Annotated in this window: 5 protein-coding genes; all 5 read right to left on the minus strand. The window is 65.2% G+C overall.

All coding sequences use genetic code 11. The features are described from left to right. Positions 1-78 precede the first annotated feature (78 nt). Positions 79-1,404 carry a folylpolyglutamate synthase/dihydrofolate synthase family protein gene (locus tag EOD07_RS20970; protein ID WP_073984571.1) on the minus strand — a complete coding sequence of 442 codons (1,326 nt, stop codon included), beginning with the start codon at positions 1,402-1,404 and terminating at the stop codon, positions 79-81. Positions 1,405-1,556: 152 nt separating this feature from the next. Beyond that, positions 1,557-2,483, minus strand: a complete 927-nt coding sequence (gene accD / locus EOD07_RS20975; RefSeq protein WP_127236825.1) for an acetyl-CoA carboxylase, carboxyltransferase subunit beta — start codon at positions 2,481-2,483, stop codon at positions 1,557-1,559. Between the two features lie 95 nt (positions 2,484-2,578). Continuing rightward, the gene (gene trpA / locus EOD07_RS20980) at positions 2,579-3,418 is read right to left on the minus strand and encodes a tryptophan synthase subunit alpha (RefSeq protein ID WP_073984569.1); all 840 of its coding nucleotides are present in this window, start codon (positions 3,416-3,418) and stop codon (positions 2,579-2,581) included. 2 nt (positions 3,419-3,420) lie between these two features. After that, entirely contained in the window at positions 3,421-4,641 is a 1,221-nt protein-coding gene (trpB, locus tag EOD07_RS20985; RefSeq protein WP_073984567.1) for a tryptophan synthase subunit beta, read from the minus strand. Positions 4,642-4,667: 26 nt separating this feature from the next. Beyond that, positions 4,668-5,327, minus strand: coding sequence for a phosphoribosylanthranilate isomerase (locus EOD07_RS20990; RefSeq protein WP_127236826.1), 660 nt, complete (start codon positions 5,325-5,327; stop codon positions 4,668-4,670). Between the last annotated feature and the right edge of the window lie 76 nt (positions 5,328-5,403).

Consider the following 5,403-nt stretch of genomic DNA (forward strand, 5'->3'; position numbering starts at 1 on the left):
ATCTGAGTGACTTTGGCTCCGCCAACCTTGACCTGATCTCACCGTGGGATTTCTGAAGCGACTGGCGGAGCGATCGCTTCAGGTCGGCGGCGTGCCGTTCTCGGCCAGCACGGCGCCGGCGAAATAGAGCGAGCCGCCGATCAGGATGCGCGGCGCAGGGCCGTCCCAAGAGTCGCGCAACAGCATCAGCGCGCTGGCGACGGAGCTGACCGGCTCCGCCGACAGGCCGGCCTCTTCGGCACGCAGCGCCAATTCGTCATTCGGCACGCCGGCGTCGCTGCTGCTCACCGGCACGGTATAGACATGGCGGGCAAGCCCCTTGAAAGCGCTGAAATAGCCGGTCTGGTCCTTGGTGTTGATCATGCCGGAGATGAGGACCAGCGGTCTTGGATTCTTCTCCTCCTGCTCGGCCAACGCCTCGGCGATGACAACGCCGGCGCCGGGATTGTGGCCGCCGTCCAGCCAGATCTCCGCGCCCTTCGGCGCCAGATCCACCAATTTGCCCTGGGTCAGCTTCTGCATGCGTGCGGGCCAGGCGACATGGGTCATCGCCCGCTCGGCGGCGCGATGGCCGATCTCGAAGCCGGCCGCCTTGACGGCGGCGATCGCCGCCGCGGCATTGGCGTACTGGTGCCGCCCGGGCAGGCGGGGCAGCGGCAGGTCCATCAACCCGTCCTCGTCCTGGTAGACCATGCGGCCGTTCTCCTCGAAAGCGAGGAAATCCTGGCCATAGACCACGGTCGGGCAATCCAGCCGCTCCGCCGTCTCGATCAGCACCTGAAGCGCGGTGTCGCTCTCCTGGGCGCCGATCACCACCGGACAGCCGCGCTTCATGATGCCCGCCTTTTCGGCGGCGATCAGCTCGACGCGGTCGCCGAGATAGGCTTCGTGGTCCATCGAGATCGGCATGATCACCGAAACGGCCGGCCGCTTGACGACATTGGTGGCATCGAAACGGCCGCCAAGGCCGACCTCGATGATCGCCGCCTCCGCCGGATGCTCCGAAAACAGGACGAAGGTGACGGCGGTGAGGATCTCGAAGACAGTGATCGTCTGGCCTTGATTGGCCTCGGCGACGCGCGCGATGGCTTCGGCGAAAACGTCGTCGTCGACGAGCTTGCCGCCGCCTTCGGCCGCGAGCCGGTAGCGTTCGTGCCAGTTCACCAGATGCGGCGAGGTGTGGACGTGGACGAGATGGCCGGCCGCCTCCAGCAGCGCGCGCGAAAAGGCGGCGCAGGAGCCCTTGCCGTTGGTGCCGGCGATGTGGATGACCGGCGGCAGCCGGTCCTGCGGATTGCCGAGGCGTTCGAGAAGCCGCGTGACGCGGTCCAGCGAAAGGTCGAAGCCTTTCGGATGCAGCGTCATCAGATGTTCGATTTCGCGTTCGGCGGAGAGCGTTGTCATGGCGGAATCCTAACGCCTAACCCCGAAACCGGGAATCGGTTTCGGAACGGCCATGCGCAAATCAAGGCTACAGCACGCAACAGGCGGCGCAAATCGCGGTTCGCGGCGAACGATGTCGCGCAGGTTTATATCGCGTCGGGGCCGCTCTCGCCTCAGGCTTGCGGCCGCGCCTCCGCGTTGACCACCGCCGGCGGCAGGATCTCCGGCTCGACCGGCTTGTCGGCCGGCGGCATCTTGAGCAGCATCTTCAACAGCCGGGAGATGGTCTGGCGCATCTCGAGGCGCGACACGACCATGTCGACCATGCCGTGCTCCATCAGATATTCGGCGCGCTGGAAACCGTCGGGCAGCTTCTCGCGGATGGTCTGCTCGATGACGCGCGGGCCGGCAAAGCCGATCAGCGCGCCCGGCTCGGCGATGTGGACATCGCCCAGCATGGCGTAGGAAGCGGTGACGCCGCCGGTGGTCGGATTGGTGAGCACGACGATATAGGGCAGGCCGGCTTCCTTCAGCCGGTCGACGCCGACCGTGGTGCGCGGCAATTGCATCAGCGAGAGGATGCCCTCCTGCATCCGGGCGCCGCCGGAGGCGGCGAACAGGATCAGCGGCCGCTTGCGCTGCAGCGCGACTTCGAAGGCGTGCACGATGGCCTCGCCGGCCGCCATGCCGAGCGAGCCGCCCATGAAGGCGAAGTCCTGCACGGTGACGATAACCGGCAGCCCGTCGATGGTGCCGGCGCCGTTGAGGATCGCGTCCTCGAGGCTGGTCTTGGTCTTCGCCTCTTTCAGGCGGTCGGTGTAGCGCTTCTCGTCGCGGAACTTCAGCGGGTCCTGGACCACCTTGGGGTTTTCCAGCACCTCGTATTTGCCGTCGTCGAAGAAGTATTTCAGCCGCTCCTTGGCCGAGATCTTCATGTGATGGCCGGAAGCCGGGATGACGAACTGGTTGGATTCGAGATCCTTGTGAAAGATCATCTCGCCGGTCTCGGGATCCTTGATCCAAAGGTTTTCCGGCATATCGGTGCGCCGGCCGAGCATCGAATTGATCTTGGGGCGGACGTAATTGGTGATCCAGTTCATGGCTTCGGCTCCTGTCCTGGAAGAGACTTCGAGCAATTCAGGAAAAGTCTGTGGCGGATTTCCGGCCCGAATTGCGTAGCGAACAGATAGTCAGGCTATTCGGCGGCAGCAAGGCGGGCCGAGCGGACGCCCTGGGCAAGGCCGCTGACCAGCGTGGCGACGGCCTCCGCCGGATCGGCCGTCTTCTCGCCCTTGGGCCCCAGCACGTTGGCGATCGCGTTGACGATCGCCGTGCCGACGACGACGCCGTCGGCCGAGGCGCCGATGACACGCGCCTGCTCGGCGGTCTTGACGCCGAAGCCGACGCAGACCGGCAGCGCGGTGTGGCCCTTGATGCGCGTGACCGCCGCCGAGACCTTGGCTGTGTCGGCAAGGGCGGAGCCGGTGATGCCGGTCATCGAGACGTAGTAGACGAAGCCGGAGGTGTTCTCCAGAACCTTGGGCAGGCGCTTGTCGTCGGTGGTCGGCGTCGCCAGACGGATGAAGTTGACGCCGGCCTTCAGCGCCGGAATGCAAAGCTCCTCATCCATTTCCGGCGGCAGGTCGACGACGATCAGGCCGTCGATGCCGCTTCTCTTCGCGTCGGTGAGGAAGCGGTCGACGCCGTAGATGTAGATCGGATTGTAGTAACCCATCAGCACGATCGGCGTTTCGTCGTCGCCGGCGCGGAATTCGGACGCCATTTTCAGCGTTTTCGCCAGCGTCTGGCCGCCCTTCAGCGCCCGAAGACCAGCCGCCTGGATGGCCGGCCCGTCGGCCATCGGGTCGGAGAAGGGCATGCCGAGCTCGATGATATCGCTGCCGGAGGCAGGCAGCCCCTTCATGATCGACAGCGAGGTTTCGTAATCGGGGTCGCCGCCCATGATGTAGGTGACGAGAGCCGGGCGGCCTTCGGCTTTGAGCTTGGCCATACGGCGGTCGATGCGGGTGGTCATTGTCAGATCTCCATGCCCAGCATGTTGGCCACTGTGTGCACGTCCTTGTCGCCGCGGCCGGACAGGTTGACGATGACGATCTGGTCCTTGTCCATCTTCGGCACGATCTTCATCGCATGGGCGATGGCGTGCGCCGATTCCAGCGCCGGGATGATGCCTTCGACACGGGTGGTCAGCTGGAAGGCCTCAAGCGCCTCGTCGTCGAGGATCGGCTCGTACTGGACGCGGCCGGAATCACGCAGCCAGGAATGCTCCGGACCGACGCCTGGATAATCGAGGCCGGCCGAGATCGAATGGCCGTCGAGGATCTGGCCGTCCGCGTTCTGCAACAGATAGGTGCGGTTCCCGTGCAGCACGCCGGGCTTGCCGGCATTCATCGAGGCGCAGTGCTCGACGCCGTCGAGCCCGCGCCCGCCGGCTTCGATGCCGATGATGCGGACATCCTTGTCGTCGAGGAAGGGATGGAAGAGGCCGATGGCGTTGGAGCCGCCGCCGACGGCGGCGATGATGACATCCGGCAGCCGGCCTTCCTGCTCCAGAATCTGGGCGCGGGCTTCCGTGCCGATCACCGACTGGAAGTCGCGCACCAGCTCCGGATAGGGATGCGGACCGGCGGCGGTGCCGATCAGGTAGTAGGTGTCCTCGACATTGGTGACCCAGTCGCGCAGCGCCTCGTTCATGGCGTCCTTCAGCGTGCCGTGACCGGCGGTGACCGGCCGCACCTCGGCGCCGAGCAGCTTCATGCGGAAGACATTGGGGCTCTGGCGGGCGACGTCGGTGGCGCCCATGTAGACGACGCAAGGGTAGCCGAAGCGCGCCGCGACGGTTGCCGAGGCGACGCCATGCTGGCCCGCGCCCGTCTCGGCGATGATGCGCTTCTTGCCCATGCGCTTGGCGAGCAGGATCTGGCCGAGGCAGTTGTTGATCTTGTGCGAGCCGGTGTGGTTCAGGTCCTCGCGCTTGAAATAGACCTTGGCGCCGCCAAGATGTTTTGTGAGGCCCTCGGCGAAATAGAGCTTTGAGGGCCGACCGGCATAATGGGTCGACAGGTTCTGCAGCTCGGCCTTGAATTCCGGATCGTTCTTGGCCTTGTTCCACTGCTCTTCCAGATCGAGGATCAGCGGCATCAGCGTCTCGGCGACGAAGCGGCCGCCAAAAATGCCGAACATGCCCTGCTCGTCGGGCCCGGTGCGGAAGGAATTGGGCATTGCCGGCTTGTTCATCGCCGATCTCCTGATTTTGGTTGTGCTCAGGCGGCGCGGTCGTCGCGCGCGGCCCTGACGGCCCGGAAAAACTGCTCGATCAGCGCCGGATCCTTGACGCCCGGAGCGCTTTCCACCCCGGACGAAACATCTATTCCGGGCGGATTTGCCTGTCTGAGGGCGTCGCCGATATTGGCGGCGTTGAGCCCACCGGAAAGCATGTAATCGAGCCCGGCGTCAAGGTCGGCAAGGACGCGCCAGTCGAAGGCGACGCCGTTGCCGCCAGGGAGTTGCGATCCCTTCGGCGGCTTGGCGTCGAAGAGGAAACAGTCGGCGACGCCGACAAAGGGCTTTATCCGCTCCAGATCCGCCGCCTCGCTGACCGACAGCGCCTTCATGACAGGGAGACCATAGCGGGCCTTGAGCTCCGCCACCCGCTCGGGCGTTTCGGAACCATGCAGCTGCAGCATGTCCGGCTGCATCCTGGCGACGATCTCGTCGAGGAAAGCGTCATCGGCATCGACGGTGACGGCGACCGCCTTGGCCTTGCCGCGCGCCGCCTCGCGCAGGCGTCCGGCCTCGGCGGGCTCGACATAGCGCGGGCTCTTGGCGAAGAAAATAAAGCCGACATGGCTGGCGCCGCCGGCAAGCGCGGCGGCCATCGCGGCGTCGGTCTTCAATCCGCAGATCTTGATGTCGAGCGTCATGGCGCGGGATTGGCACGAAACGGGAAAAGAGTCGAGAAAAAGCATGCTGTTGCCGGCTCTTCGGAAAACGCTACCT

The organism is Mesorhizobium sp. M2C.T.Ca.TU.002.02.1.1 (genome assembly GCF_003997225.1).